Annotated in this window: 25 protein-coding genes and 3 pseudogenes; 21 read left to right on the forward strand and 7 right to left on the reverse strand. The window is 37.0% G+C overall.

Annotated features, from left to right (window positions below; translation table 11 throughout):
* Positions 1–36 precede the first annotated feature (36 nt).
* Together J4P91_RS11445 and J4P91_RS11450 are read left to right on the forward strand one after the other, a co-directional pair.
* Entirely contained in the window at positions 37–1,752 is a 1,716-nt protein-coding gene (locus J4P91_RS11445; protein ID WP_207994228.1) for an ABC transporter ATP-binding protein, read from the forward strand.
* A 129-nt stretch (positions 1,753–1,881) separates the two neighbouring features.
* Positions 1,882–2,193: a heavy metal-binding domain-containing protein gene (locus tag J4P91_RS11450; protein WP_017153410.1), complete on the forward strand. Its 312-nt coding sequence runs from the start codon at positions 1,882–1,884 to the stop codon at positions 2,191–2,193.
* Between the two features lie 188 nt (positions 2,194–2,381).
* On the opposite strand, the pseudogene J4P91_RS11455 reads toward J4P91_RS11450, so the two are convergent.
* Positions 2,382–2,561 (reverse strand): annotated as a pseudogene (locus tag J4P91_RS11455) (flavodoxin family protein); the annotation flags it as partial.
* Positions 2,562–2,623: 62 nt separating this feature from the next.
* Positions 2,624–3,517: a LysR family transcriptional regulator gene (locus tag J4P91_RS11460; protein ID WP_207994229.1), complete on the reverse strand. Its 894-nt coding sequence runs from the start codon at positions 3,515–3,517 to the stop codon at positions 2,624–2,626.
* 185 nt (positions 3,518–3,702) lie between these two features.
* Here J4P91_RS11460 and J4P91_RS11465 point away from each other — a divergent pair, with 185 nt between their 5' ends.
* The 5 genes from J4P91_RS11465 to J4P91_RS11485 all read left to right on the forward strand — a co-directional run bounded on the left by J4P91_RS11465 (position 3,703) and on the right by J4P91_RS11485 (position 6,791).
* A complete protein-coding gene (locus J4P91_RS11465) occupies positions 3,703–4,725 on the forward strand; it encodes a YeiH family protein (RefSeq protein WP_207994230.1) in 1,023 nt (340 codons plus the stop codon).
* A gap of 120 nt (positions 4,726–4,845) precedes the next feature.
* A complete protein-coding gene (locus tag J4P91_RS11470) occupies positions 4,846–5,043 on the forward strand; it encodes a helix-turn-helix transcriptional regulator (RefSeq protein ID WP_017153405.1) in 198 nt (65 codons plus the stop codon).
* Between the two features lie 53 nt (positions 5,044–5,096).
* Positions 5,097–5,324 carry a hypothetical protein gene (locus J4P91_RS11475; protein WP_207994231.1) on the forward strand — a complete coding sequence of 76 codons (228 nt, stop codon included), beginning with the start codon at positions 5,097–5,099 and terminating at the stop codon, positions 5,322–5,324.
* A gap of 97 nt (positions 5,325–5,421) precedes the next feature.
* Positions 5,422–6,183, forward strand: coding sequence for a MerR family transcriptional regulator (locus J4P91_RS11480; RefSeq protein WP_207994232.1), 762 nt, complete (start codon positions 5,422–5,424; stop codon positions 6,181–6,183).
* Entirely contained in the window at positions 6,180–6,791 is a 612-nt protein-coding gene (locus J4P91_RS11485) for a hypothetical protein (RefSeq protein WP_207994233.1), read from the forward strand. Before J4P91_RS11480 ends, J4P91_RS11485 begins: the two co-directional genes overlap by 4 nt.
* Before the next feature lie 18 nt (positions 6,792–6,809).
* On the opposite strand, the gene bcaP is transcribed toward J4P91_RS11485, so the two are convergent.
* Positions 6,810–8,219, reverse strand: coding sequence for a branched-chain amino acid transporter BcaP (bcaP, locus tag J4P91_RS11490; RefSeq protein WP_017153401.1), 1,410 nt, complete (start codon positions 8,217–8,219; stop codon positions 6,810–6,812).
* 228 nt (positions 8,220–8,447) lie between these two features.
* Between bcaP and J4P91_RS11495 the strand changes: the two genes are divergently transcribed.
* Positions 8,448–8,876 carry a DUF4362 domain-containing protein gene (locus tag J4P91_RS11495; protein WP_207994234.1) on the forward strand — a complete coding sequence of 143 codons (429 nt, stop codon included), beginning with the start codon at positions 8,448–8,450 and terminating at the stop codon, positions 8,874–8,876.
* 328 nt (positions 8,877–9,204) lie between these two features.
* On the opposite strand, the gene J4P91_RS11500 is transcribed toward J4P91_RS11495, so the two are convergent.
* Entirely contained in the window at positions 9,205–10,077 is an 873-nt protein-coding gene (locus J4P91_RS11500; protein WP_207994235.1) for a YitT family protein, read from the reverse strand.
* Positions 10,078–10,461: 384 nt separating this feature from the next.
* Between J4P91_RS11500 and J4P91_RS11505 the strand changes: the two genes are divergently transcribed.
* A complete protein-coding gene (locus J4P91_RS11505) occupies positions 10,462–10,671 on the forward strand; it encodes a DUF5011/hyalin repeat domain-containing protein (RefSeq protein WP_207994236.1) in 210 nt (69 codons plus the stop codon).
* A 330-nt stretch (positions 10,672–11,001) separates the two neighbouring features.
* Here J4P91_RS11505 and J4P91_RS11510 read toward each other — a convergent pair whose 3' ends face one another.
* Both J4P91_RS11510 and J4P91_RS11515 read right to left on the reverse strand, forming a co-directional pair.
* Positions 11,002–11,262, reverse strand: a complete 261-nt coding sequence (locus tag J4P91_RS11510) for a hypothetical protein (protein ID WP_207994237.1) — start codon at positions 11,260–11,262, stop codon at positions 11,002–11,004.
* Positions 11,263–11,881: 619 nt separating this feature from the next.
* Positions 11,882–12,061: pseudogene (locus J4P91_RS11515) on the reverse strand (transposase); the annotation flags it as partial.
* Between the two features lie 304 nt (positions 12,062–12,365).
* Here J4P91_RS11515 and uvrB point away from each other — a divergent pair.
* Complete coding sequence (gene uvrB, locus J4P91_RS11520; protein WP_207994238.1) at positions 12,366–14,342, forward strand: excinuclease ABC subunit UvrB; 1,977 nt, start codon at positions 12,366–12,368, stop codon at positions 14,340–14,342.
* The gene (uvrA, locus tag J4P91_RS11525) at positions 14,339–17,215 is read left to right on the forward strand and encodes an excinuclease ABC subunit UvrA (protein WP_243763814.1); all 2,877 of its coding nucleotides are present in this window, start codon (positions 14,339–14,341) and stop codon (positions 17,213–17,215) included. Before uvrB ends, uvrA begins: the two co-directional genes overlap by 4 nt.
* A gap of 317 nt (positions 17,216–17,532) precedes the next feature.
* On the opposite strand, the gene J4P91_RS11530 is transcribed toward uvrA, so the two are convergent.
* Positions 17,533–17,910, reverse strand: coding sequence for an FAD-dependent oxidoreductase (locus J4P91_RS11530; protein WP_207994240.1), 378 nt, complete (start codon positions 17,908–17,910; stop codon positions 17,533–17,535).
* A 262-nt stretch (positions 17,911–18,172) separates the two neighbouring features.
* Here J4P91_RS11530 and J4P91_RS11535 point away from each other — a divergent pair, with 262 nt between their 5' ends.
* From J4P91_RS11535 to rapZ, 10 genes and pseudogenes are all read left to right on the forward strand, one after another.
* Entirely contained in the window at positions 18,173–18,547 is a 375-nt protein-coding gene (locus tag J4P91_RS11535) for a phage holin family protein (RefSeq protein ID WP_017153395.1), read from the forward strand.
* Positions 18,548–18,709: 162 nt separating this feature from the next.
* A complete protein-coding gene (gene hprK, locus J4P91_RS11540) occupies positions 18,710–19,639 on the forward strand; it encodes an HPr(Ser) kinase/phosphatase (RefSeq protein WP_207994241.1) in 930 nt (309 codons plus the stop codon).
* A 22-nt stretch (positions 19,640–19,661) separates the two neighbouring features.
* Entirely contained in the window at positions 19,662–20,474 is an 813-nt protein-coding gene (gene lgt / locus J4P91_RS11545; RefSeq protein WP_207994242.1) for a prolipoprotein diacylglyceryl transferase, read from the forward strand.
* Between the two features lie 64 nt (positions 20,475–20,538).
* A complete protein-coding gene (gene ppaX, locus J4P91_RS11550) occupies positions 20,539–21,177 on the forward strand; it encodes a pyrophosphatase PpaX (protein WP_207994243.1) in 639 nt (212 codons plus the stop codon).
* A 21-nt stretch (positions 21,178–21,198) separates the two neighbouring features.
* Positions 21,199–21,720 carry an acyltransferase gene (locus tag J4P91_RS11555; protein ID WP_207994244.1) on the forward strand — a complete coding sequence of 174 codons (522 nt, stop codon included), beginning with the start codon at positions 21,199–21,201 and terminating at the stop codon, positions 21,718–21,720.
* A 131-nt stretch (positions 21,721–21,851) separates the two neighbouring features.
* On the forward strand, positions 21,852–23,363 hold the full coding sequence (locus J4P91_RS11560; RefSeq protein WP_207994245.1) for a tetratricopeptide repeat protein: 1,512 nt from the start codon (positions 21,852–21,854) through the stop codon (positions 23,361–23,363).
* A gap of 77 nt (positions 23,364–23,440) precedes the next feature.
* Positions 23,441–24,397: a thioredoxin-disulfide reductase gene (trxB, locus tag J4P91_RS11565; protein ID WP_207994246.1), complete on the forward strand. Its 957-nt coding sequence runs from the start codon at positions 23,441–23,443 to the stop codon at positions 24,395–24,397.
* 205 nt (positions 24,398–24,602) lie between these two features.
* Positions 24,603–24,699: pseudogene (locus J4P91_RS29710) on the forward strand (undecaprenyl phosphate translocase family protein); the annotation flags it as partial.
* A gap of 360 nt (positions 24,700–25,059) precedes the next feature.
* Positions 25,060–25,518, forward strand: coding sequence for an NUDIX hydrolase (locus J4P91_RS11575; RefSeq protein ID WP_001190078.1), 459 nt, complete (start codon positions 25,060–25,062; stop codon positions 25,516–25,518).
* A 19-nt stretch (positions 25,519–25,537) separates the two neighbouring features.
* Positions 25,538–26,419, forward strand: coding sequence for an RNase adapter RapZ (rapZ, locus tag J4P91_RS11580; protein ID WP_207994248.1), 882 nt, complete (start codon positions 25,538–25,540; stop codon positions 26,417–26,419).
* Position 26,420 lies beyond the last annotated feature (1 nt).

Raw genomic sequence — 26,420 nt, forward strand, 5'->3', positions numbered from 1 at the left:
GCAAAGTTCTTTTATTTTGAATGAAGGAGGAACTTTATGCTGCGTCGATTTTTTTCTTACTATAAGCCATATAAAGGCTTATTTGTGCTCGATTTTTCCTGTGCTGTAATTGCGGGGTTACTCGAACTTGGGTTTCCGCTTATTGTGAATCAGTTTATTGATAAATTATTGCCAGGACAAGATTGGGCACTTATTTTATGGGCTTGTATAGGTCTATTAGCAATCTATGTGTTAAACGCAGGACTGCAATATGTTGTTACATATTGGGGCCATATGCTTGGTGTTAATATTGAAACAGATATGCGTCAAAAGTTATTTGATCATATTCAAAAGCTATCATTTCGATTTTTTGATAATAACAAGACAGGTCATTTAATTTCACGTCTTACAAATGATTTAATGGAAATTGGTGAAATTGCCCATCATGGACCAGAGGACTTATTTATTGCGATTATGACTTTAATTGGGGCCTTTTCATTTATGATGATCATTAACTGGAAGTTAGCACTTCTTACGTTCTTAGTTATTCCATTCTTACTTTGGTTAGCACTTTATTTCAATCGTAAGATGACAGGGACGTTTAGACGTTTATTCTCAGATGTAGCTGATTTTAATGCGTGTATTGAAAATAATGTTGGCGGAATTCGTGTTGTCCAAGCATTCGGAAACGAAAAGTTTGAGAAAGAGCAATTTGCAGTAAATAATGCTCGTTTTCGTACGACAAAGCTGATGGCGTATAAAATCATGGCTTTAAATTCATCGATTAGTTATATGCTGATGCGTCTTGTGACATTGTTTGTCTTAATATGTGGGACTTGGTTTGTATTGCAAGAAGAATTAACATATGGCGGATTTATTGGTTTCGTATTATTAACGAATATTTTCTTCCGTCCAATTGAAAAGATTAATGCGGTGATTGAAAGCTATCCAAAAGGGATTGCAGGTTTTAAAAGATATGTAGAACTTCTTGAAACAGAACCTGATATTGTAGATTTTAAGGATGCAATCGAAGTACAACATGTACATGGTGATATTGAATATAAGAACATCACTTTCGGATATGACAAACAAGAGCCGATCTTAAAAAATATTGATTTGAAAATCCATGCGGGAGAAACGGTTGCTTTTGTTGGACCATCGGGTGCTGGGAAAACAACATTATGTAGCTTATTGCCACGTTTCTATGAGCTTGCAGATGGTTCTATCACAATCGATGGTATTGATACAAAGGACATGACACTATCATCACTTCGTAAGCAAATTGGAATTGTGCAGCAAGATGTATTCTTATTCTCTGGAACAATCCGAGAGAATATCGCTTACGGAGATTTACAAGCTTCAGAGGCTGAAATTTGGAAAGCGGTCAAACGTGCACAGTTAGAAGATTTGATTTACTCGCAACCAGACGGATTAGATACAGTCATCGGTGAGCGAGGCGTGAAACTTTCAGGAGGACAAAAACAACGTCTAGCAATTGCTCGTATGTTCCTGAAAAACCCACCAATATTAATCTTAGATGAAGCAACTTCTGCGCTTGATACAGAAACGGAACTGGCGATTCAGAAATCACTTGCTGAATTATCGGTTGGCCGCACAACATTAGTAATCGCTCATAGACTTGCAACAATTAAAAATGCAGATCGGATCGTCGTTGTAAATAAGGACGGTATTGCAGAACAAGGTTCACATGAAGAATTAATCGAACAAGGCGGAGGATATAGCAGGTTATACGAAGCACAGTTTAGTTCTTAAGAATGAAATAAGGCAAATAGTTACGGTTGCTGTCACAAATAAAAAGTCCTTGTATATGTAAATTTAAAAAGAATTAGCGTACCATATAGGTAGGTAACAAAAAGATACATATATAGGAGGCTGTAAAAGATGATCGTAACAACAACTTCTGTTATTCAAGGGAAAGAAATTATCGAGTATATTGATATCGTAAACGGAGAAGCAATTATGGGTGCAAATATCGTCCGCGATTTATTCGCTTCTGTTCGTGACGTTGTCGGTGGTCGTTCTGGTGCATATGAAAGTAAATTAAAAGAAGCACGCGACATTGCGATGGAAGAGATGAAATCTCTTGCGAAGCAAAAAGGTGCGAATGCAATTGTAGGCATTGACGTGGATTATGAAGTAGTTCGCGAAGGAATGTTAATGGTTGCGGTCAGCGGTACAGCTGTCCGTGTATAAAGCGTCAAAAAAGCCGTGCTTCGTGCACGGCTTTTTTTGATGTTTACGGAGGCCGAATGTTGTAGAAACGCCGATATCTTGTGTCAGATCATCGATATTTCTTGGGAAATTCCAGCGGCCTCGTCGATATATAGGGAAGACATTAGAGTACTTCCTTACAAGTATGAATTTGTTTCAATTCAAGGCTATTATTTTTGAAACCGTTCATTGTATAGTTTGACTTTCGCTAATGCTTCTTTATCGTTTGAAATTTCATCCGGTGCATTGGCGTCACCAATAATATAGCCTTCAAATGAAGAGCCGACAAAGTCAAAGATGTATTGAAATTGTGCGATGAGCGGTAATGCTTTTAGCTTTGATAATTCTCCAATGCGCATTGCATTTCACTCCTTTCGTATATATATTGTAAACCTTCACATTAGTGTGAAGGTCAATTCTGTTTTTTCGCAAATAATTGAACATGATCTAAAAAGACTTGAATGGCTTTTGAAGGGATAAAGTATTTACCACGAACGATGGAGAAGGGGCGGGTAAGCTTTTCATTTGGAACTTTAATGTGAAAGATTTCTCCTGCTTGTAGTTCTTTTCGTACGGTCCAATCTGAAAGGATAGCAATGCCAAGACCAGCAGCGACAGCTTCTTTGACACTTTGTATACTACTAAATGTAAAGAAGCGCTTCATCTTTAGGTGGTGATGGTGGATAAAGCGATCGCTGTAGGCGCGGGTTCCGGATCCAGTTTCTCTGAGTACCCATACTTGGTTTTGTAGCGAATCCTCGTTTATTGTACATACGCTAAGGAGGGGATGTTTTGGTGGAACGACAAGTTTCATTTCATCTTCCATAAAGGTTTCTACATCAATATCGGTGTATACGACTTGCCCTTCTACTAAACCAATGTCAATTTGATTCGAGCGAATGCTTTGAAGGACTTCTTCTGTATTGGAGATGAAGGTATGCACTTCTACGTGCGGATTTTCATTGGCGTAGCGTGCTAATATTTTGGGCAGTAAGTACTCGCCAATTGTAAAGCTAGCCCCGATGCGCAGTGTTCCTGTGACAACGTTGTGTAATTCATTAATCTCTTGTTTAGCTTCTTCATAAAGTGATAGCATTTGCTTTGCATGTATGTATAAAATGTTACCAGCTTCGGTTACTTGCACATGCTTTGGAGAACGCTGAATGAGCGTAGTGCCAAATTCATTTTCTAAATTACGAATATGCATGCTGACGCCTGGTTGTGAAAGGTTTAATAGTTCAGCCGCACGAGAGAAATGTTTTTGTTCTACGACAGTCACGAATATTTTTAAAATGTCGACGTTCATTGTATTCGCTCCTTTGTTTTTTGTTGCGACTGTGGGATAGCCGCTTGTGCTTTTCGTTTTATTCTATCATAAGTTTTGTTGATGATTGAGATTGTATATTGGTATTAAACTTATCATTAAAACTCTTCTATAATGTAAATATAAAGAACATGCATGTTCCAATACGATTATTGGAGTGGTCCAAAGTGGAACAAACACTTGTTATACAAAAGAAGAAGCGTCTCGGATTTTCGCAGGGGATTGGGATTACGTTGTTGATTGCGATTGCCGCGAAATATTTAGCAGCGCTTCCATTTTTAAATATTATGGGACAATTAGTTATTGCTATTCTAATTGGGATGATTTGGAGAGCGACAATTAGTGTGCCTCATGAAGCAATCGCGGGAACGAATTTTGCTAGTAAGAAGTTACTTCGGTTCGGAATCATTTTGCTGGGAATGCGTTTGAATCTTGTTGATATCGCAAAGGCTGGGCCAAAAGTGTTGGTTATTGCCGCGGTTGTTATTGCATTTACACTTGTTGTTGTATACGCATTAACACGCGTTTTTAAAGTAGAGAAGAAGCTCGGAATTTTAACAGCGTGCGGGACAGCGATTTGCGGCGCGGCCGCAGTGGTGGCAATTGCGCCACAAGTGAAAGCGAAGGACGATGAAACGGCGGTCGGTGCCGCAATTATTGCAATTCTAGGTACAATTTTCACACTGATCTATACTTTATTATATCCGGTTCTTGGCCTATCTCCTTACGGTTACGGTGTATTTTCTGGAGCGACACTGCATGAAATTGCACACGTCATCGCCGCGGCGGCGCCAGGCGGAAGCGCTTCTGTTGATATTGCGGTTATTGTAAAATTAACGCGCGTTGCCATGCTTGTACCAGTGGCGATTTTAATTGGTTTATGGTTTAAGCGTAGTGAGGGAAATGGGCAAAAGGGCTCTTGGCGTGATATTCCGATTCCGTGGTTTATTTTAGGATTCTTGGCAATGAGTGCATTTCATTCATTAGGTGTTATACCTGAGGTGGTCGCAGGGTATATCGTAATCATTGCTTATATGCTCATTGCGATGGCAATGGCGGGGCTTGGTTTAAATGTAGAGTTTACGACGTTCCGTAAATTAGGAAGTAAAGCATTTGTCGCAGGATTAGTAGGATCTGTTTGCCTTTCGGTTCTTGGTTATATTCTTGTATATGCGTTAGGTTTTATGTAAGGTAACAAAAGGAGACATAGTTAATATGTCTCCTTTTTGTTTTGTAAAGATATCTTTACTTTCAACTGGGAAATATTTACAATTCAAGTAAAGATATCTTTACTTTTGAAGGTGGAGCCTATGGGTGTGAAAAACAGGATTAAAGAACTAAGAAAACAAAGTAATATTACACAAATTGAAATGGCGAAAGCGATGCAAGTAACGAGGCAGACAATTGTGGCAATTGAAAATCATCATTACAATCCGAGTCTGGAATTGTCGCTAAAGATTGCAAAGTATTTTGGGATGAGTGTGGAGGAAATATTTACGTTGGAATAAGGGGGAGAAGAGAGCATAAAGATTGCAAATAGATAAATAAAGGGGAAAACAGAATGGGATTAGCGGTTTTATGTGTGATTGCAGCGTTATTTGCATTTATATGGGGTATGCAAAATTTTGTTCACAATCCAGTGCCGAGTGTACTTGTTGTTATTGGAGTTATTGGGTTATCGTATTATTTACTAGTATCAGCGCACTATCACAAAACGGCAACAAGCGTTTTAGTTGGTGTGATTGTTTTGACATGTGGACGTACAATTCAAAAAATATTATTTCCGTAAAAGCTGGTTAATTCATGTAATCAGCTTTTTTGCATTTTTTTACAAAAATGCTTGAAAGTTACGTTACGTCATCTTTTATAATAAAGGAGAAAGGGGGATGGAAATGATTTCGATTCAAGAACTTACAAAGGAAACGGGTGTTACAGTGAGAACACTTCGTTATTATGATCAAATCAACTTGCTGAAACCAAGCGGAAAAACAGAAGGTGGACACCGTTTATATAGCGAAGCAGATGTCATTCGTTTGCAGCAAATTTTATTTTTAAAAGAAATGGGTTTCTCATTAAAAGAGATTACGAATATGTTAGTAACAGATGAATTCAGCTTAAAGGAAACTTTGGAAAAACAGCTTAAGTTTGTACAAGAAGAACAGAAAAAGTTCAACCGGATGGAACGAATTTTACAGGCTGTTGTGTATTCAGCAGAAATTGAAGGAGAGCTAGATTGGAAAATCATGTTCGAGCTGATTCAGCTTTCACAACAATCTCCTCGCATACGTGAAATGTTTCAGCAAAAGATATTTTCAGATGAGGAACGAAAGCTTCTTCACAATTTGCCAAATATGAGTGAGGAAGATGCGAATGTTCGAGAATGGGTGGATTTGTTAAAACAGTTACGCAGCTTTATGAAAGAAGAAAAGGATGCATCTCATGATGACGTGCAAGAGGCTACAAAAAGGTTAATGGCGAAATGTATGGAGATGGCAAATGGTGATGAAGCGTTTCTAGATAAATTATGGGAAGTTCGAAAATCGAAAGAGGATTCACAGAAGATGAGTATGTATCCAATTGAAGAGGAGCTTCTAGCGTATATGGATGAGGCTTTTCGTATATATGATGAGAGGGAGCGCGGGAAATGAGTATACTTGCAGAGTATCGTTGGTATTTCTTAATCGGTGCAGAAATTGTGTTTTGGGTAACAGCCATTGGTTTCTTTTTACTTCGCTACGGATTTCGATTGCGAAAAGCGAGCTTCATTGCAGGGATTGTACTGCTTTTAAATGAAGTCTTTATTTTAGTATTAGGTGTTATTGATTATTATGAAACTGGTAAGTTTTCTAACTTTCAAATTATTACGATAGTGATATTGCTATATGCACTCTTTTATGGAAAAAAAGATTTAAAGAAATTGGATATACACGTGCAAAAACTTGTTGCCAAATGGCGAAATGAGCCCATTCCTAATATAGAAGCTCCATTAGAATTAACGGGATGGGCTTATACGAAGCAAGAAATCGGACAATGGAGCCTACATCTCATTTTATTTACTGTTGTTCATATTGTATTTTTCTTCATGTATGGGCTCGTGCCGATTGAACAGTGGGGAGATTGGCCTGAAAAGGGCATTGTTTTAAATGAGGCGGCAAGTCGTGTGAGCCAAGTATGGGGCATTGTGTTTTTAATTGATACGGTAATTACATTTTCATATGTCATTTTTCCTAAAAAAGAAAAAAAGCTGTCGTCCTAATTGGACAACAGCTTTTTTCTATGCAACGTCTTCTGTTTTTTCTTTTTGAAGAGTACTATTTTTGTAACCATAGCTGAAATAGACAACAAGTCCAATTACAAGCCATACAGCAAAGCCAATCCACGTTGTTACCGGTAATTGCAATGCCAGGTATCCACAGAATAGAACAGCTAAAGCGGGAATCCATGGTACCAATGGCACTTTAAAAGCACGAGGTAGTTGTGGGTGTTTTTTGCGTAAGATAATTACTCCAATTGATACTACTATGAATGCGAACAATGTACCGATATTTGTTAATTCTGCTAGTTTGTTTAAAGGAACAAAACCAGCAAAGAAAGCAACCATAGTTGCAGTGACCCAACTATTGATAACAGGTGTTTTTGTTTTTTTATTTACGCGAGAGAGTGCTTTTGGTAGTAAACCATCGCGGCTGATTGCGTAAAATAAACGTGTTTGTCCATATAGCATAACGAGTAATACAGTTGTAATTCCAGCAATTGCTCCTAAAGAAATGAAACCAGCGACCCAATCTTGTTGAATGTATTGTAGTGCAAAGGCAACAGGGTTTTTTACACCTAATTGGTCGTATGGAACGATTCCAGTTAATATTAATGAAACGACAATATATAAAATAGTACAGATTGTTAAAGAAGCAATAATGCCGATTGGCATGTTACGCTGTGGATTTTTTACTTCCTCAGCGGCTGTTGATACAGCATCAAATCCAATATAAGCAAAGAATACAGTTGCCGCTCCAGCTGTTACGCCAGAGAAGCCAAACGGCATAAATGGTGTCCAGTTTTCAGGCTTTACATAGAAAGCACCAACGCCGATAAATAGAAGGATGACAAAGAGTTTTATAGCTACCATAATGGCATTGAAACGAGCTGATTTTTTTGCTCCCCTTGTTAATAACAATGTCATTAGAAAAATGATACAGATTGCCGGTAAGTCTACGTATGTTCCTGCTTCAGGATTATATGCGCTTGTTAGAGCTGTAGGTAATGTAATCCCGAATCCACTCAATAGTCCTTGGAAATAACCCGACCAGCCTGATGCAACAGCCGATGAAGCTAATCCGTATTCTAAGATTAAATCCCATCCTAAAATCCAAGCAATTAACTCTCCAAATGTCGCGTAGCTATAAGTATACGCACTACCTGAAACCGGTACAGTTGAAGCGAATTCAGAATAGCATAGTGCCGCAAAGATACAGGCTAAACCGGATAAAATAAACGATATAATAAGTGCTGGTCCTGCATGCTCTGCCGCGACAACACCGGTAAGAACAAAAATCCCGGTTCCAATAATCGCGCCCACACCTAACATTGTTAGATCAAATGCACCGAGTTCTTTCTTTAAAGCGGCTCCTTTCTGCTCGGATTGTGCTAACAATGCCGAAATCGATTTTTTACGAAATAGATTCATAGAGATTCCTCACCTTCTAGTTATTATAATTTTCTGAACATTAGGACCGTTTTGTCGTATAATGTCGAATCCTTGTAGTTTGTATTCTAATGTGAAAAAATAACTTTGTAAATAATTATTTTTTAGAAAATTCTACCTTTTATATTTATAAGTTTATTTGAATTTTTTTCGGGCTGATTTCGTGTTGAATGATAGTATAAAGCTAAAACGAGCTGAAGAGGATTGAATATGAAAAAAGGAATTGCTTCATTGTGTTTTCTATTTTGTATTGGCAGTTTAGTAGCATGTTCACACCCCGACAGTAAAATTGATGAGAATAATGATGTGATTGCAAAAGGATATAAAGTTTCTAACTTACATAAATTCGAGGAATTCGTCACGAATGTTGAAAAAGGTGAAATAGATCAAATATGCATTGTGAATTATACACACGAAGGAGATCCGATCTTTCAAACACTAAAATACGATGGAAAAGAAATTAGCTATACGTTAGATAGTTCTCATAATATATTTATAAGTAAAGATAAAAGGATTTACTTTGATACTTGTAAAAGGATAATAAAAGATACTCGTGAAGATATAAGGTATACACTACATGATTGTGCGAAAGAAGTTGGTCATAATGGATATCACTTGTTAAGCGTGCCAGCAAAATAAATGGGATTAAAAAAGAAAGGGACTTATATAAAGAAAGATTCTTCCCTTTTCTATGTTTATCCCACTATTTGTGAGTAGTAAGAAACACGTCTCAAGATTCAAAGAGAAGCGAGGAAGATAGGTGGGAGATGATGAATCCTCACTGATGGAAGTTTCACTTTATAGAGGTAGCGCCAACAAAGCAAGAATTTCGTACGCTAAGCGATTTTTCACATAGAAAAAGCCGATTTCCTGTACGCTAAGGAAATTGGCTCTTTTATCGTCTCATATGTGTAAAACTAAAAAGGTGATTTTTGGTGAAACTATATTAAAATTTTCTGGGTTGTAATTAATGAATATCATGTTTTTTGAAATTACCGCCTTTTACTTCTGCTACGTCATATACCGTAACAAAGGCATTTCCATCAATTTCATGAATGATTTCTTTCATTTTACTTTCTTCTAAACGGTTAATGACACAAGTGATTTCTTTAAATTGTTCATTTGAATAACCGCCGTAAACTTCATTATACGTTGCACTTCGACCTAAGCGATCTCGAATTGTCTCTACCATTAATTCAGGTTCCTTTGTGATAATTTTAAATGTTTTAGAACCACTTAAACCTACCTCAACGATGTGAATTACTTTAGAAGCAATAAAGTAAGCAATTGCTGAAAGAATAGCCCCTTGAAGACCAAATACTGTTGAGACAACAATAAAGACAAACATGTTTAAAAATAAGATGAGGTCACTCGTCCCAAAAGGTAATTTTCGAGAAAGTAATACGGCTAACATATCAATTCCATCTAATGCTCCACCATTACGCAATGCTAACCCCATACCAAAACCGATGATAATCCCGCCAACAACGGTAACTAATAATGTATCACCTTCAATAATAGTTGGCACTTGGTGCATAAGGATAGTACCGATTGCTAGTGAAGCAATACCGATAACTGAATAAATAGCGAAATTTTTACCAATTTGCTTATACCCTAACCAAACGAAAGGGATGTTAATGACTGCAATTAGAAGCCCTAATGGTAAGCCAAATAGTTGTGAGCTAACGATACTTAAACCCGTCACACCACCATCTGATACGTTGTTTGGGATTAATACCGCTTCTAGTCCATATGCTGTTATAAATGCCCCAATAATAATCATTAATGCTCGTAAACCGATTTTTAGTTTATTGGGCTTGTGCTTTTTGGTTTTATTCATATAATTTCCTCGTTTCAAACTATTTTCTCTTTTCATTACTACACATTTTCTAATTAGTTAGACTCATTCCTAATAACTATTCTAACACATTACCATCAGAATACTTATTGAAATATTGCGCCTCTTTAAGTAGAAATCTTCGCAATCTTTTCTAAAATGTAAAAAAGATATTCAATTTTCTTTTAAGTTGTAATTTATTTTTATTGTTTTGGGGAACAACAAATTTCTTAACTTGATGGAAATGTGGCGGTACCCCTTTTAGATAATAATCAAGAGAGTAATATAGAACGTATTAAAGTGGCTTTGTATGCTTAAAATATGAAGGGTTTTTTATATGCTAAATAATTATTCTTTTTCAAACAACAAATAAGGAGGACAAGAATTATGAAAGATACAAAAAGAGACCCATCGAACTCAAATATAGAATCAAAGGAAATTAATAATGATGTATCAAGCAGAGTTACAGTGTTATCTTCTACTATAGATACATCTAGACCAGGTACACAAACTATAACATATGCCGTTGAAAATGGATTTGATGAAAAAAATCCGATAAAAATTACAATTAATAATGAGTTTGATGAAAATAATTGATTAACATTTTGTTACATGTACAAATACAGAATCAATTAATAAGTGAGCTGGAAAGAAGAATTCCAGCTCTTTTGTTATTTTCAGGAATATATTTCAAAAAATATTGTTCGTATCAAAAAATGACTTCTCAGATTTGTTTGTATTGCTATTTTTATTAGGTTAGTAACGCGATAGGTATTGGATGATGTGAAATTGAATTCGGAGAGTCATAAAAGATTTAAATTGGATTTGTGGGTTTTTAATTGAAATAAAAAGGCAAGCCGTTATTTGCGACTTAATCCTTTCTCTACGAGCTTTCGAATTGCTTTATTTCAATTTTTTAGATCAGCATCATATATCGTCTATTTGTTCTTCACTGAGATTGTGTGGGTATCTTCTTGATGCTTCAAATTCGATTCCAGGACTACTAGTTTCTGATATAACCCTTCCTAATTGATCATATCTGTATGCAACTTCTACATTACTGTCATCTCTCTTCAGAAGTTCCTCACCATTTAAAAGAGAGTGTTCTTCGGTAATAGCGGATCTCATATAATCAAAATCAACCTTAATGGATTTAGAATTTGTAGTATTTTTGTTTTTATTACTCATTACATATCCTCCTTTAAAATATTTAGCATTATTACTTATTCACTTTGTAGCTTTAAATAGCCTTTATAACAATAATATCTTGCCCATATTATCTTATTAGATGTGGAAACTCAATGAGTGAATTTATACTAAAAATTGTTATTTATATTAAAAGGGTCATGCAAATGGAAGAAAAATATATTTCCTTCAAGACGTTATACAAAAGTATTATTCTCATTTCCCTAATAAACAATATAGATAAATATAGTGAAATAGTAAGTGGATGGGAGTCCAACGTTCATATTATTAAAAGTAAAGTGGCTCAAGTCGAAGAAAGGTACTCATTAGAGTGCTTTTTCTTTTGAATGTAAACTTTTAAATATTAGGGTGACTCGTTTTCTTAGTTTGATGGCCATGGGGTGGGACCCCTATAAATATTTAATGATCAGTTTTATAAATTATAAAAAGCCATGAACTTAGTTTTATTTTTTATAAATGGGGTAGCGTCAGGAAAATGCGGATTTACAACGTTAAGCCCATCGCTCAATATAAACTTACTGTTTTAACAACGTTAAGGTATTTGAAATAAGTTATATGAGACATCATGAAGCCTTTGTTCTCAAGATTTAACTCTTGTATCAATAGGGTTTACTCTATTGGGACGACCGTTATTCTCGCAGTAATAAGGACGTAACTTCTCTTCAATAAAATCGAAATTAATAGTGACTTCAATTGCACGAAGAAAATGATCTTGTGGAACTAACTCTTCTACAGAAACTGATACAAGCTCATCGCGATGATTTTTCAATGCACCCATCATCATGAATCTCTCCTTTTCCTCTTTTTTATCAGTGTTGACAGATACAAAGAGGTTCAGATATAAAAACAGCCTGAAAAAAGAGTCCTAAATAAATAGGACTCTTTTGTGTTTCTTGGCGTATCGTCAACATTTTAACGAAAATATACGCTAAGCAAAATTCGTCTCTGATCTTTGAAACGTTGTAAAGGGTGAAGAGTTTTCATTGTCGAAAACTTTACCGAATATCTGTTCGTTTTCTTGGTTTTTTTATAGGCATTCGTGGTAAAATGGGAATACAGATTTTTTATGAGGAGGTCGGATTTGTTTGGAACATCAATTTGAGATTGTCTCAGAATATTCCCCGCAAGGTGATCAGCCGCGGGCGATAAAGCAGCTGGTAGCAGGGATTAATAATGGTAAGAAGCATCAAGTGTTGCTTGGAGCGACAGGAACGGGTAAGACATTTACGATTTCAAATGTTATTAAAGAAGTGAAGAAGCCAACACTTGTAATGGCTCATAATAAAACGTTAGCGGGACAGCTGTATAGTGAGTTGAAAGATTTCTTTCCGAACAATGCAGTTGAGTATTTTGTGAGTTATTACGATTATTATCAGCCGGAAGCGTATGTACCACAAACCGATACGTTTATTGAAAAAGATGCACAAATTAATGATGAGATTGATAAATTGCGTCATTCAGCGACATCAGCTTTATTTGAACGAGACGATGTTATCATCGTAGCGAGTGTATCTTGTATTTACGGCTTAGGTTCTCCAGAAGAATACCGTGAACTCGTTGTTTCTTTGCGCGTTGGTATGGAAAAGGACCGCAATCAATTGCTTCGTGAACTTGTTGATGTGCAGTACGGCCGCAATGATATCGATTTCCAGCGTGGAACATTTCGGGTGCGCGGGGATGTAGTTGAGATTTTCCCAGCATCGCTTGATGAACATTGCATTCGGATTGAGTTTTTTGGAGATGAGATTGATCGAATCCGTGAAGTGAATGCCTTAACAGGTGAAGTATTAGCAGAACGTGAGCATGTGGCAATCTTCCCAGCGTCTCACTTCGTTACACGTGAAGAAAAAATGAAAGTTGCCATTGAGAATATTGAAAAAGAATTAGAAGAACGTTTAAAAGAATTAAATGATAACGGTAAATTGTTAGAAGCGCAGCGGATTGAACAACGGACTCGTTATGATTTAGAAATGATGCGAGAGATGGGTTTCTGTTCAGGCATTGAGAACTACTCACGTCATTTGACGCTTCGTCCAGCTGGTTCAACGCCATATACATTGTTAGATTATTTTCCTAAAGATTTTCTAATCGTTATGGATGAGTCGCACGTAACAGTACCCCAAGTAAGGGCGATGTATAACGGGGACCAAGCACGTAAACAAGTGCTTGTGGACCATGGATTCCGTTTGCCATCAGCGATGGATAATAGACCGCTTATGTTTGAAGAATTTGAAGAGAAAACGAATCAAGTTGTGTACGTATCAGCAACACCGGGTCCATATGAACTAGAGCATACACCGGAAGTTGTGGAGCAAATTATTCGTCCAACGGGGCTTTTAGATCCGCAAATCGAGGTAAGGCCAATTGAAGGGCAAATTGATGATCTACTAGGAGAGATACAAGATCGGATTGCGAAAAATGAGCGCGTATTAATTACGACATTAACAAAGAAAATGTCAGAGGATTTAACAGATTACTTAAAAGATGTCGGTATTAAAGTAAACTATCTTCATTCTGAAATTAAAACGCTGGAGCGGATTGAAATTATTCGTGATCTTCGCCTTGGTAAATTCGATGTGCTTGTCGGTATTAACTTATTGCGAGAAGGACTTGATATTCCGGAAGTATCCCTCGTAGCTATTTTAGATGCTGATAAAGAAGGTTTCTTACGTTCAGAGCGATCATTGATTCAAACAATCGGCCGTGCCGCACGTAATGAAAACGGTCATGTAATCATGTACGCAGATCGCATAACGAGATCGATGGGAATTGCAATTGAGGAGACGAAACGCCGTCGTCAAAAGCAAGAAGCTTACAATGAAGAACACGGTATTACGCCGAAAACAATTCAAAAAGAAGTACGTGATGTGATTCGTGCAACAACAGCCGCAGAAGAGACGGAAGTATATGAAGCAGTACCAGCTAAGAAAATGACGAAGAAAGAACGTGAAAAAACAATTGCGAAGATGGAAGCAGAAATGAAGGAAGCGGCAAAAGCGCTAGACTTCGAACGTGCAGCTGAGCTAAGAGATTTACTACTAGAATTAAAAGCGGAAGGATGAAGATAGTGAGCAAAGATTTTATCGTTGTAAAAGGTGCGAGAGCGCATAACTTAAAAAATATTGATGTAACCATTCCGAGAAATCAGCTAGTTGTTGTGACAGGATTGTCTGGCTCAGGAAAATCATCATTAGCATTTGATACGATTTATGCAGAAGGACAGCGCAGATACGTAGAATCTTTATCCGCATACGCGCGCCAGTTCTTAGGACAAATGGATAAACCAGATGTGGATACAATTGAAGGTTTGTCTCCAGCGATTTCAATCGATCAAAAAACGACGAGTCGTAATCCGCGTTCAACAGTTGGAACAGTAACGGAGATTTATGATTATTTACGTCTATTATTTGCGCGAATTGGAACACCAATCTGTCCAAACCATGGAATTGAAATTACATCACAAACTGTAGAACAAATGGTAGACCGTGTGCTCGAATATCCAGAGCGTACGAAATTACAAGTGTTAGCACCAATTGTGTCAGGACGTAAAGGTGCACACGTGAAAGTTTTAGAAGATATCAAGAAACAAGGCTATGTTCGCGTTCGGGTTGATGGAGAAATGCTTGATGTGTCTGAAGAGATTACATTAGATAAAAACAAGAAGCATTCTATTGAAGTTGTAATTGACCGTATCGTTGTAAAAGAAGGAGTTGCAAGCCGGCTTGCAGATTCTCTTGAAAGTGCACTCAAACTTGGTGGTGGCCGTGTATTAATCGATGTAATTGGAGAAGAAGAGCTATTATTTAGTGAGCACCATGCTTGTCCGCATTGTGGATTTTCAATCGGTGAGTTAGAGCCACGGATGTTCTCTTTCAATAGTCCATTCGGAGCATGTCCGTCTTGTGATGGACTTGGTTCGAAACTAGAGGTGGATTTAGAGCTTGTTATTCCGAACTGGGATTTATCATTAAATGGGGGTGCAATTGCTCCTTGGGAACCGACAAGTTCACAGTATTATCCGCAATTATTACAATCGGTGTGCAATCATTATGGTATTGATATGGATATGTCTGTTAAAGATATTCCGAAAGATTTGTTTGATAAAGTACTGTACGGAAGCGGAGAAGAAAAGGTGTATTTCCGTTATGTGAATGACTTTGGGCAAGTGAAAGAAAGTGAGATTCTATTTGAAGGAGTTATTCCGAATATTGAACGTCGCTACCGTGAAACGAGCTCTGATTATATTCGTGAGCAAATGGAAAAGTATATGGCGGAGCAAGCGTGTCCGAAGTGTAAAGGCGGACGCTTAAAACCAGAAAGCTTAGCTGTTTTTGTTGGCGGGAAAACAATATCGGATGTAACGAAGTATTCTGTTCAAGAGGTTCATGATTTCTTCTCAACGATTGAACTGACTGAAAAACAACAAAAAATTGCTCATTTAATCTTACGAGAAATTCAAGAGCGTGTAGGCTTCTTAATTAACGTAGGGTTAGATTACTTAACACTAAGCCGTGCAGCAGGGACATTATCGGGCGGTGAAGCGCAGCGTATTCGTCTTGCAACGCAAATAGGTTCTCGCCTTACTGGTGTACTGTATATTCTAGATGAGCCTTCAATCGGTTTACATCAACGTGATAATGATCGCCTTATTCGCACATTGCAGGAGATGCGTGATTTAGGGAATACGTTAATTGTTGTGGAACACGATGAAGATACAATGATGGCTGCAGATTATTTACTTGATATTGGACCTGGCGCCGGGATTCATGGCGGGCAAGTTGTTTCGGCAGGTGCACCAGCTGAAGTGATGAATGACGACAATTCATTAACAGGTCAATATTTAAGCGGTAAGAAATTTATTCCGGTTCCTCTTGAGAGACGTAAAGGGGACGGGCGTAAAGTTGAAATAATCGGAGCAAAAGAAAATAACTTAAAAAATGCGAAGATGTCATTCCCGCTTGGTACGTTTGTAGCCGTAACCGGTGTATCTGGTTCTGGAAAAAGTACGATGGTGAATGAAGTTTTATATAAATCGTTAGCACAGAAATTATATAAGGCAAAAAGTAAGCCAGGGGCTCATAAACAAATTAAAGGTCTTGAGCATTTGGATAAAGTTATTGATATTGACCAATCGCCAATCGGACGTACACCTCGTTCAAATCCAGCGACATACACAGGTGTGTTCGATGATATCCGAGATGTGTTTGCTCAAACAAATGAAGCAAAGGTACGTGGCTATCAAAAAGGTCGCTTTAGCTTTAACGTAAAAGGTGGGCGCTGTGAAGCTTGCCGCGGTGATGGAATTATTAAAATTGAGATGCACTTCTTACCAGATGTATATGTTCCGTGTGAAGTGTGTCACGGAAAACGTTATAATCGTGAAACATTAGAAGTGAGATATAAAGATAAGAACATTTCTGAAGTGTTAGAGATGACAATTGATGATGGGGTAGAGTTCTTTGCTAATATCCCGAAAATTAAACGGAAGCTACAGACGCTTGTAGATGTGGGGCTTGGCTATATGAAATTAGGGCAGCCTGCTACTACATTATCTGGCGGTGAAGCGCAGCGTGTGAAATTAGCATCTGAATTACATCGCCGTTCTACGGGACGTACGTTATATATTTTAGATGAACCGACTACAGGTTTACATGCACATGATATTGCGCGTCTTTTAGAGGTATTACAACGCCTTGTTGAAAATGGTGAAACGGTGCTTGTGATTGAGCACAACTTAGATGTGATTAAGACAGCGGATTACATTGTTGATCTTGGACCAGAAGGTGGAGACAAAGGTGGTCAAATCGTTGCTTCAGGGACACCGGAGCAAGTGGTAAAAGAAGAGAGATCGTATACAGGGAAATATTTAAAAGGAATTTTAGAGCGTGATACAACTCGGATGAAAGCGAAGATAGAAGAAGTAGAAGTGTTGTAATAAGTGTATTGGCAGTTGGATTGATAGTGCGGAACAGAAACATAGTAAATCGAGTGTGAAACAGTATGAGTTTTACACTCGATTTTTTTATCCCGCTATTTGCGGGCTGATAATCAGTAGGGAATGGAGAAAACCCCACTGATTAAAGTTTCACTTTATCCCACATTAACGGTAATCTTTGAATATAGAAAATTCCCTGTTTTCGACTAAAAGACAGGGAATTTTGCATTTAAATGAACTTAGAGAAATGAATAAAATATACGGTTCTTTTTAAACTCAAGCACCCGTTAGTGGAACAAATAATGGCTTAATTTCGTCTATAGGGTCTTTTTAAATCGCTTGATTGAAAATGGAGAAATGTCTTGTTCGCTCTTACCCGAAATAATCAATTCACTTAAAATCTGTCCAACAACACTGCCAAATTTAAATCCATGTCCAGAGAAACCTGATGCAATGGCAACATTTGAATATTTAGGATGCAAATCTATAATGAAATTTTCATCAGGAGTAAGTATATACATACAAATTTTTCTATATTTTAATTGTTGATTATTAGGTATGTACTGATTCAAAAATTGTACTAAATTTGCTTCATCTTCCTTTAACTCACCAAATTCTAGTATAGATTCATCTGGATTTATTTTTTCCCCTCTTAGACAAAAAATAACCTGCTGCCATACCCATTGAACCTGCACCGATTACAATTACATCATAATGCATACTATTTTCTCCCCCATAAATACCTGTTACAAACAATGTCTTCAGTATTGGTTATTTTTATTTTGCTAATTTAATGTAGTTGATATTTCTTGCAAGATGGACTGATAGGATGACAGGTATACCAATAGAAAAGAAAGAATAAGCTGTTATAGGAGTCTTCTAGTTTTCATTGGGACTTGGCGTTTATTATTCATTAGCGTATGATTAAGTATATATGTCAAAAGGATGTGTAAGAAAATGAGATGGATTCTATCACTTCTTGTGAATAGCGTCGTGTTAATTGTTGTATCAGGTCTTCTAAAGGGAATTGCACCAGACGCATTTTACATAGAAAATATACAAACGGCAATTATTGCGAGCATTATTTTATCGATTTTAAATGTGTTTGTAAAACCGTTATTAATTTTAATTACGTTGCCAATTACTGTTTTAACATTCGGTTTCTTCTTAATTGTAATTAACGCAATTACGCTTGAAATAACAGATTCATTATTAGGTGATGCTTTCAACATATCAGGATTTGGTGTAGCAATTATTGCGGCAATCTGTATTTCTATTTTTAATATGCTGATTGATAAAGTAATTGTAGAGCCATTATCTGAAAAGAAATAGAAAAATGACAAAAGGAAAAACATTTCATGAGTTCCATGAAATGTTTTTTTCTATTTAATAAAAACCACATTTCTTGTTTGCAGAAAAAAATGGTACAATATCGGATAGAATGGAAATTTACATCAAATGAGACTGAACCCGCAGCGGAGTGGAGGTTTACATATGCCGAAAGTAAGGACAAAAGATTTAATTGAACAATTTCAATTGGAATTAGTAAGTGGTGAAGAAGGTATTCATCGTCCGATTGATACGAGTGATTTATCGCGACCTGGAATTGAAATGGCAGGTTTTTTTACATATTATCCAGCTGATCGCGTCCAGCTTCTTGGAAAAACGGAGCTTACATTTTGTGAGACATTAACAAGTGAGCAAAAACAAGAAAGAATGAAAGTTCTTTGTACAGAAGAGACACCTTGTATTATCGTAACGCGTAGTCAAGATGTGCCAGAGGAATTATTGCAAGCATCGCGTGAGTCTGGCGTACCGCTTTTACGTTCTTCCCAAACGACGACAAGATTATCAAGTCGTTTAACAAACTATTTAGAGAGTAAGTTAGCACCAACAACTGCCGTTCACGGTGTGTTAGTGGATATTTACGGAGTCGGTGTTTTAATTACAGGTCAAAGTGGTGTCGGGAAAAGTGAGACAGCACTTGAACTTGTAAAACGTGGTCATCGTTTAGTTGCGGATGATAGCGTTGAAATCCGTCAAGAAGATGAAGATACATTAGTAGGAAGTTCTCCAGATTTGATTGAGCATTTATTAGAAATTCGTGGTTTAGGGATCATTAACGTAATGACGTTATTTGGTGCAGGTGCCGTCCGAAACTATAAGCGTATTACACTTGTAATTAGTCTTGAGATTTGGGATCAAAAGAAAAACTATGATCGTCTAGGTCTTGATGAAGAGAAAATGAAGATTATAGATACAGAACTTACGAAGATTACACTTCCAGTTCGTCCTGGTCGAAACTTGGCTGTTATTATTGAAGTAGCAGCGATGAACTTCAGATTAAAACGAATGGGAGTCAATGCAGCACAACAATTTTCTGAGCGCTTAATGAGTGCAATTGAGCTAGGGAATCAGGAGTAATTGTAAGAAGGAGGTCATACATATGTTGTTAGGGTCTGTCCCACAACTTGATCGCGTGGCAATTCAACTTGGACCATTCCCAGTCTATTGGTATGGGATTATTATTGGTACAGGTGTTTTGCTTGGACTTTGGCTTGCTACTCGCGAAGGTGAACGATTAGGCATTCAAAAAGATACATTTGTCGATCTTGTTTTAATCGCGGTACCAATTGCTATTATTTGTGCGAGAGCATACTATGTTATTTTTGAATTTGATTATTATATGCAAAACCCGAGTCACATTATTAATATTCGTCAAGGTGGCTTGGCGATTCATGGTGGTTTAATCGGGGCAGTTATTACTGGAATTATCTTTGCGAAAAGACGCGGTGTTTCCTTCTGGAAGTTAGCTGATATCGCAGCACCAAGTATTCTACTTGGACAAGCAATTGGCCGCTGGGGAAACTTTATGAACCAAGAGGCTCATGGCGGTGAAGTAACGAGACAATTTTTAGAAGGCTTACATTTACCACAGTTCATTGTGAATCAAATGTATATTGATGGTGTTTATTATCATCCAACGTTCTTATATGAATCATTATGGAATTTTGCCGGTGTCATTCTTTTATTGTTGCTACGCAAAGTGAATTTACGCCGTGGTGAATTATTCTTTACGTATATAATTTGGTATTCAGTTGGACGTTTATTTGTAGAAGGATTACGTACAGATAGCTTAATGTTAGGACCGCTTCGTATTGCACAAGTGATGTCTATCGGGCTTGTTATTATTTCAATCATTTTCATTATTGTGAGACGTAAAATGGGGCAAGCTGATAAAAGATATTTAGAAAACTAGAAAAAAGTAGCATCTTGTATGAGATGCTGCTTCTTTCATATTCAGGCAGGAAAGGATCAAGCACATGAAAATAAATACAGTGTTATTTGATTTAGATGGAACACTAATTAATACAAATGAACTTATTATTTCTTCTTTTTTACACACGTTAAACAAGTACTATCCAAATCAGTATAAGCGTGAAGATGTATTGCCATTTATCGGTCCGTCTTTGCATGAGACGTTTAGTTCAATCGATGCAAGTAAGGTAGAAGAGATGATTACATGCTACCGTCAATTTAATCATGATCATCATGATGAACTAGCGGAAGAATACGAAACTGTTTATGAAACGGTTCAAGAACTAAAGAAGCAAGGTTACAAAATTGGAATTGTCACAACGAAGGCAAGACAAACGGTAGAAATGGGCTTACAGCTTTCTAAATTAAACGAGTTCTTTGATGTTGTTGTCACAATTGATGATGTGGAACATGTGAAACCACATCCAGAACCAATTCAAAAGGCGCTCGAGCTACTAAATGCAAAACCAGAAGAAACGTTAATGGTTGGCGATAACCACCATGATATTGTAGGTGGACAAAACGCAGGTACGAAAACAGCAGCCGTGGCATGGACAATTAAAGGTAGAGCGTATTTAGAATCATATAAGCCAGATTATGTATTAGATAAAATGAGCGACTTGTTATCTATTTTGTCTGAATAGCGGATAAGGGGAGAAAGCGAAGTGCGACGTACAACGCGCTACCCTGTTTCAGGGGCAAACTCATTATGGAATGTATATAAAACAGTATCCTTTTGGAAGGTAATGAAAAATTTTATAGTCATTCAAATTGCACGCTATACACCATTTTTATCAATGAAAAATTGGCTGTATCGTACATTTTTACGAATGAAAGTAGGAGACCAAACATCATTTGCACTTATGGCTATGCCGGATATTATGTTTCCAGAAAAGATTACAGTTGGGACAAATTCAGTAATTGGCTATAACACAACGATTTTAGCTCACGAATATTTAATTAAGGAATATCGCCTCGGAGAAGTAATCATAGGGAATGAAGTGATGATCGGAGCGAATTCAACTGTATTGCCAGGTGTGGAGATTGGGGACGGTGCCATTGTTTCTGCAGGTACGCTTGTTCACCGTGATGTACCAAGCGGTGCTTTTGTAGGTGGAAATCCAATGCGTATCATTTATACGAAGGAAGAAATGGCAGAGGGGAGAAGGTCAATGTTAAAAATGTAACATTTCCCTTCTCTTTTTATGAATAAAAAGGAAATAATTGATTATAATATACTGTTTTGTTTTTTACGGAATCGTTTATACTTATAGATAGAAAAATGTATGAGCGAAGAAAACAAAAAACTGGAGGATATATGGGGAAAAATCAACGGATGTATAAGGAGAACGGACAGGTTATCTCTTTTAATCAATTAGCTGATTTCTTTTATAAAAAAGGAATGAAAGCTTATCGTAATCATAAATTACAAGATGCAATTAAATATTTTCGAAGAGCGGCACAAAGTGAGAAAGAGCCGTTTATTTTGTGTCAATTAGCGACAGTATTATCTGAGGTGGGAGAGTATCAAGAGTCGAATCAAATTTTCTTGAAACTCATTCGTTCTAACGCTGATATTGAACAGTGCTATTATTTTGTAGCAAATAATTACGCATATCTTGGTTTATTTCAGCAAGCAAAGAAGTATGCGGAGCAATATTTAGAGATAGCAACAGAAAAAGAATTTGTAGAAGATACGTTAGAATTACTTGAGATTATGGAAGAAGAATCGCTTGATACGGAAGGTATTGAAGATGAAGATGAATTAATTGTTATGCAGGAGCAAGCAAATCGCTATATTCGTAACGGACAATTGGAGGAAGCGATTGCTACGCTTGAAGCTGTAACGAAAGATTATCCAGAATTTTGGTCGGGTTATAATAACTTAGCAATTGCGCATTTTCAATCAGGAAATGTAGATCAGGCACTCAAGTTAACTGAGATGATTTTGGAGAAAAATCCAGGTAATATGCATGCGCTTTGTAATACACTTATTTTTCTATATTCAATTGGAGAGCATAAACAAGTAGAAGCGTTAGCGGGGCAACTAGAATCAGTATATCCGATGTCATTTGAGCATCGATTAAAGTTAGGGACAACATTTGCAACAATCGGTCACTTTGCATCAGCATATAAATGGTTAAGGTTATTAAAGCGACAAGGTTATGAAGGTGATGTCAGCTTTTACTATTGGTTTGCATACTCTGCTTATATGATAGAGGATAAACATACAGCGGAAAAAATGTGGCAATCTGTTGTAGAATTACACCCTGATAAAAAAGGGAAAGAGCCGTGGAATGCATTAAATTTAGCTGATGAAGAACAGAATGTTTTGTTTGAAGAATTGCGGAAATCTTTCCAGCAAAGTGAAACGTTAGAAGAGCAAATGTTAGCACTGTATTTAATGAATGAATTAACAACACCTGAGAAGATTGGTTTTTTCTTTGATGTGACGCAGGCGAAAAATCGTGTCCCAATTGTTTCACAACTGGCAAAGTATTTCTTTTTAATGAGTAGTCATAAGAGCATTCCGGGTGAGTTACAACCGTTTGAACAATGTGTTCGAATTGCGGATGCCTTATATAACTATACAAATAAAGATGATGAATTGATTGAAGAATGCTTGCACTTTTGGTTTTGTACTTTTATACGTTTATATACATCTGGGACGGTATTTACGAATGTGTTTGGTTGGTCTGCGGCAATCGAATATATTGTGCGTGACCAGCAGAGAAATAAAATGACACAGGCCGAACTTGGAAATATATATAATGTATCTGTGGCAACTGTGAGAAAATATGTGCAAGCAGTAAAGCGTACTCACGCATAGGCAAATCATTGGGAAAAAACAGATGCTAACAGTATAATGAGGGTAAGTTATGGTAGGAATGAATAGGAGTGAATAGTGTGTCAGAAGAAAAAATTTATGATGTCATTATTATTGGTGCTGGGCCAGCTGGGATGACAGCTGCAGTGTATACGTCTCGTGCAAATTTAAGCACGCTTATGCTTGAACGTGGTATTCCAGGTGGACAAATGGCAAATACAGAAGATGTAGAAAACTATCCAGGTTATGAATCCATTTTAGGACCTGATTTATCAAATAAAATGTTCGAGCATGCGAAGAAATTTGGTGCTGAATATGCATATGGTGATGTGAAAGAAGTCATCGATGGCAAAGAATATAAAACAGTTGTAGCTGGTAAAAAAGAATATAAAACACGCGCGATTATCGTTGCAAGTGGTGCGGAGTATAAAAAAATCGGTGTACCAGGTGAAAAAGAACTTGGCGGCCGTGGTGTGTCATACTGTGCAGTATGTGACGGCGCATTCTTTAAAGGGAAAGAGCTTGTTGTTGTTGGCGGAGGAGACTCTGCTGTTGAGGAAGGTGTGTATTTAACACGTTTCGCATCAAAAGTAACAATCGTTCACCGTCGTGACGCTCTTCGCGCACAGAAAATTTTACAAGATCGTGCATTCCAAAATGAAAAAGTAGATTTCATTTGGAACCATACTGTGAAAGAAATTAACGAAGAAAACGGTAAAGTTGGTAGTGTAACACTTGTAGATGTTAACACTGGTGAAGAGCAAGAGTTCAAAACAGATGGCGCATTCATTTACATCGGTATGTTACCATTATCAAAACCATTTACTGAGCTTGGTATTACAAATGAGAATGGTTATATTGAAACAAATGAACGTATGGAAACAAAAGTTCCTGGCATTTTCGCAGCTGGTGATGTTCGCGAAAAAATGCTTCGTCAAATTGTAACAGCAACTGGCGATGGTAGTATCGCAGCGCAAAGTGCACAACACTATGTAGAAGAGTTGTTAGAAGAATTAAAAACTGTAACAGAAAAATAAGGATATGAATCCTTTTAGAGAAGAAAGCTACCTTCATAGATGGTAGCTTTCTTCTTTTATTTTCTCCCTAAAATGTCAAATGTTTATCAAAATTTCTTTAGATTACAAGATTCCTTATTGTTATATTAGAGTTTACGGGGAAAATGACAATGAGAAATAAGGAGTTTATACAATATGGAACGGCTTAATATATCGTGGTTTTTGTATGGGAGTTAGTGATTTAATGCCTGGTGTGAGCGGTGGAACAATTGCTGTTGTACTAGGAATTTATGAAAGGTTACTTGCGGCTATTATCAGGCTTGTTATCGGATCGATTGCGGTGGTGTTCCCAGGAATTCTAGCCGGTCGCATGTCGATTGTAAGTTCTATTATTACGTTTATTTTAGGCTTTGCGATTGTATCGTATTTTAGTGAAAAATAGATGATTCTACGTAATAGAATCATCTTAATGATTGAGTTCGTTAAGTGGATTTTTTTATATTCCTAGGAAGAGAGCAAAGACAATTTTTTTATAATTATTTGGAAGAATAAATTTGTTTATCTAGTAGTGATTAGCTTATTCATGGGGCTAGTCTCCTTCATTGTGACAAACTGTTTTTGATAGTATAATGAAATAAGTATGTGATGAAGAAATTTGTCATAAGTAGCTGAGGTGAAGAAGCATGCAAAGGGTAACAAACTGTGTGTTAATTAAAGATAATGAAGTTCTCCTATTACAAAAGCCTCGTCGGAACTGGTGGGTTGCACCGGGCGGGAAAATGGAACGCGGTGAAACAGTAAGAGATTCCGTTGTTCGCGAATATCGTGAAGAAACAGGTATTTATTTAAAGAACCCAGCACTAAAGGGGGTCTTCACTTTTGTCATCCAAGAAGGAGATAAAGTTGTTTCTGAATGGATGATGTTCTCCTTTTTAGCGACAGATTTTGCAGGAGAAAACAAATTGGAAAGCGAAGAAGGCATCATTGGCTGGCATACATTTGATAAAATTGATGAGTTAGCAATGGCGCCGGGAGATTATCACATTATTGATTATTTAATTAAAGGAAATGGAATAATCTACGGTACGTTTGTATATACGCCAGACTTTGAATTACTTTCATATCGATTGGATCCAAGCTAAACCGTCAAGGAGGGATACAATGACAGCGAATAATGATATTAAAATGGTAATCATTACAGGAATGTCCGGTGCAGGAAAAACAGTAGCTCTGCAAAGTTTTGAAGATTTAGGATATTTTTGTGTAGATAACTTACCGCCGATGTTATTGCCAAAGTTTGTTGAACTGATGGCAGACTCGAAGGGGAAAATGAACAAGGTAGCGCTTGGTATTGATTTACGTGGCCGCGAATTTTTCGAACATTTATGGGGAGCACTTGATGATTTATCAGAACGCACTTGGATTATTCCTCATATTTTATTTTTAGATGCGAAAGATAGTACGCTTGTAACTCGTTACAAAGAAACGAGACGTTCGCATCCACTTGCGCCGACAGGACTTCCGTTAAAAGGAATTGAGGCCGAGCGTAATTTATTAACAGACATGAAAGCAAGAGCGAATATTGTACTTGATACGTCTGAGCTAAAACCGAAAGAATTGCGCGAAAAAATTGTTCATCTGTTTTCAACAGAAAACGAGCAAGCATTTCGTGTAAATGTGATGTCATTTGGATTTAAGTATGGCATTCCAATTGATGCAGATTTAGTATTTGATGTTCGTTTTTTACCAAATCCATATTATATTCCACAGATGAAGCCGTTAACAGGACTTGATGAAGAAGTTTCGTCATATGTGCTCAAGTTTAATGAGACACATAAATTTTTAGAAAAGCTGACGGATCTTATTACTTTCATGCTTCCTCATTATAAAAGAGAAGGCAAGAGTCAGCTCGTAATTGCGATTGGATGTACAGGTGGACAACATCGTTCTGTTACGCTTACAGAATACCTAGGAAAACATTTGAAACCAGAATATATCGTTCATATATCTCATCGTGATGTGGAGAAGAGAAAGGGCCATTAAG

The organism is Bacillus sp. XF8 (genome assembly GCF_017498755.1).
Lineage (GTDB): Bacteria > Bacillota > Bacilli > Bacillales > Bacillaceae_G > Bacillus_A > Bacillus_A bingmayongensis.

Excerpts from the sequence above, each read along its gene's own strand:
- J4P91_RS11460 (WP_207994229.1), bottom strand. The coding sequence starts at position 3,517 with ATGAACGTCGACATTTTAAAAATATTCGTGACTGTCGTAGAACAAAAA.
- rapZ (WP_207994248.1), top strand. The coding sequence starts at position 25,538 with ATGACAGCGAATAATGATATTAAAATGGTAATCATTACAGGAATGTCC.
- J4P91_RS11535 (WP_017153395.1), top strand. The coding sequence starts at position 18,173 with ATGAGATGGATTCTATCACTTCTTGTGAATAGCGTCGTGTTAATTGTT.
- J4P91_RS11470 (WP_017153405.1), top strand. The coding sequence starts at position 4,846 with ATGGGTGTGAAAAACAGGATTAAAGAACTAAGAAAACAAAGTAATATT.
- bcaP (WP_017153401.1), bottom strand. The coding sequence starts at position 8,219 with ATGAATCTATTTCGTAAAAAATCGATTTCGGCATTGTTAGCACAATCC.
- J4P91_RS11510 (WP_207994237.1), bottom strand. The coding sequence starts at position 11,262 with ATGAGTAATAAAAACAAAAATACTACAAATTCTAAATCCATTAAGGTT.
- J4P91_RS11480 (WP_207994232.1), top strand. The coding sequence starts at position 5,422 with ATGGAAATGATTTCGATTCAAGAACTTACAAAGGAAACGGGTGTTACA.
- J4P91_RS11445 (WP_207994228.1), top strand. The coding sequence starts at position 37 with ATGCTGCGTCGATTTTTTTCTTACTATAAGCCATATAAAGGCTTATTT.
- J4P91_RS11450 (WP_017153410.1), top strand. The coding sequence starts at position 1,882 with ATGATCGTAACAACAACTTCTGTTATTCAAGGGAAAGAAATTATCGAG.
- hprK (WP_207994241.1), top strand. The coding sequence starts at position 18,710 with ATGCCGAAAGTAAGGACAAAAGATTTAATTGAACAATTTCAATTGGAA.
- uvrA (WP_243763814.1), top strand. The coding sequence starts at position 14,339 with ATGAAGATAGTGAGCAAAGATTTTATCGTTGTAAAAGGTGCGAGAGCG.
- J4P91_RS11500 (WP_207994235.1), bottom strand. The coding sequence starts at position 10,077 with ATGAATAAAACCAAAAAGCACAAGCCCAATAAACTAAAAATCGGTTTA.
- J4P91_RS11475 (WP_207994231.1), top strand. The coding sequence starts at position 5,097 with ATGGGATTAGCGGTTTTATGTGTGATTGCAGCGTTATTTGCATTTATA.
- J4P91_RS11575 (WP_001190078.1), top strand. The coding sequence starts at position 25,060 with ATGCAAAGGGTAACAAACTGTGTGTTAATTAAAGATAATGAAGTTCTC.
- J4P91_RS11505 (WP_207994236.1), top strand. The coding sequence starts at position 10,462 with ATGAAAGATACAAAAAGAGACCCATCGAACTCAAATATAGAATCAAAG.
- lgt (WP_207994242.1), top strand. The coding sequence starts at position 19,662 with ATGTTGTTAGGGTCTGTCCCACAACTTGATCGCGTGGCAATTCAACTT.
- J4P91_RS11495 (WP_207994234.1), top strand. The coding sequence starts at position 8,448 with ATGAAAAAAGGAATTGCTTCATTGTGTTTTCTATTTTGTATTGGCAGT.
- J4P91_RS11485 (WP_207994233.1), top strand. The coding sequence starts at position 6,180 with ATGAGTATACTTGCAGAGTATCGTTGGTATTTCTTAATCGGTGCAGAA.
- ppaX (WP_207994243.1), top strand. The coding sequence starts at position 20,539 with ATGAAAATAAATACAGTGTTATTTGATTTAGATGGAACACTAATTAAT.
- J4P91_RS11560 (WP_207994245.1), top strand. The coding sequence starts at position 21,852 with ATGGGGAAAAATCAACGGATGTATAAGGAGAACGGACAGGTTATCTCT.